Here is a 703-nt window from a genome sequence, read left to right on the forward strand (position 1 = left end):
TAAATTTTTATCTGGATTTGAGATATGATATAAGAAAAAACACTAACACTAAAAAGACAGGAAGTGAAGAATAAATGGCAACAGCAATTATGAAACAAAAAGGATTTCCGGAAATGGACGATGTAGAAGAAATCATTTCAAAGATATCAGAAGACAGTCCTTACAAACGGCGTCCGACACAAAAGCGAACCTGGATGACCGTGCCGGAAATGGGAAAGCTGCTGGGATTAAAAAAGACAGATCGATACTGGCTGGTGCATAAAAATGTTTTTGAATCAAAAGAGATTGCCGGAAAGATACGAATCAATATTGCCAGCTTTGAAAAATGGTACACCAATCAGATTAAATATCATAAAGTTACAGGAGAAGAACCGGGGAAAGAATTGAAATCCTGGTCCTATTCCGTTAAGGAAGTTGCGGATCTGTTGGGTGTTGATGATTATCTTGTTTATGAATTACTCAAGAAAAATCAAATGGAAGCTGTTATTGTCGATTACTGGAAACGTATACCAAAAGAATCTTTTCAGAACTGGTATAAAAGCCAGTCTCGGTATCGAACAAGGGAAGACAGAGAAAAAGACGCTCTTCTAGAAGATGCAACAATTACGATGCCGGAGATGGCACAGCTACTTGGAATAACCAGAAGCTCAGTATATACAATTCTTGATAATCCAAAGTATAGTCATTTTTTTGAATTCATTGT

General features: G+C 36.7%; 1 pseudogene. It reads left to right on the top strand.

The window, feature by feature from the left end:
* Positions 1-74: 74 nt before the first annotated feature.
* Positions 75-703, top strand: a pseudogene (locus LIR34_RS17550) (helix-turn-helix domain-containing protein); the annotation flags it as partial.

Origin of the sequence: Blautia sp. MSK17_66 (genome assembly GCF_020538025.1) — a bacterium.
Classification (GTDB): domain Bacteria; phylum Bacillota; class Clostridia; order Lachnospirales; family Lachnospiraceae; genus Blautia_A.